General features: G+C 32.2%; 1 protein-coding gene. It reads right to left on the minus strand.

Annotated elements, in window-relative coordinates; all coding sequences use genetic code 11:
• Nucleotides 1-52 precede the first annotated feature (52 nt).
• The gene (locus FBF73_RS10225) at nt 53-175 is read right to left on the minus strand and encodes a hypothetical protein (RefSeq protein WP_255255833.1); all 123 of its coding nucleotides are present in this window, start codon (nt 173-175) and stop codon (nt 53-55) included.
• Nucleotides 176-519: the final 344 nt, after the last annotated feature.

The following is a 519-nucleotide window of genomic DNA, read 5'->3' on the forward strand; positions in this document are numbered from 1 at the left end:
CTACCTCGCCAGTGGAAGCGAGGTAGCTTTTTATTTTGTTAATAAGGTTACCTTAAATCTGTTTTCTTTCTAGCTCTCTAATTTGTTGCCTTAATTTTTTATTTTCTAACTGCGCTTGCATTGCAAATGTTAAAGCAACTAATGAAATAACCACCGGAAAAAATGTGTAGTCCATATAAGAAAACCTCCTATTTTCATTAACAGGTGAAGAATTTATTCACTATACGTAAAAAGGTACTCTCTTTGAAAGAGAGTACCTTCATATCTTCAAATTGAATATGCTGATGAACGGGCATTATATCATAAATGATTTATTCTCGCTCAAATTCTTGCTCATAACTCTTATTTACCTGCACACGGCTCTTTTTTATTTTTTTATGTATATTTATTCTCAATTAACGAATCATTGCTTATATGGCTTATATGAGCTTTATACTCACTATCTAATTCCCTCTTAACCTCTTATTTTAACTTTTCCTTCTCGTTGGTTGTGTTTCTGGATCTCCGTTATTTCGTCTT

The organism is Streptococcus mitis (assembly GCF_005144795.1).
GTDB classification, from domain to species: Bacteria; Bacillota; Bacilli; order Lactobacillales; family Streptococcaceae; genus Streptococcus; species Streptococcus mitis_BB.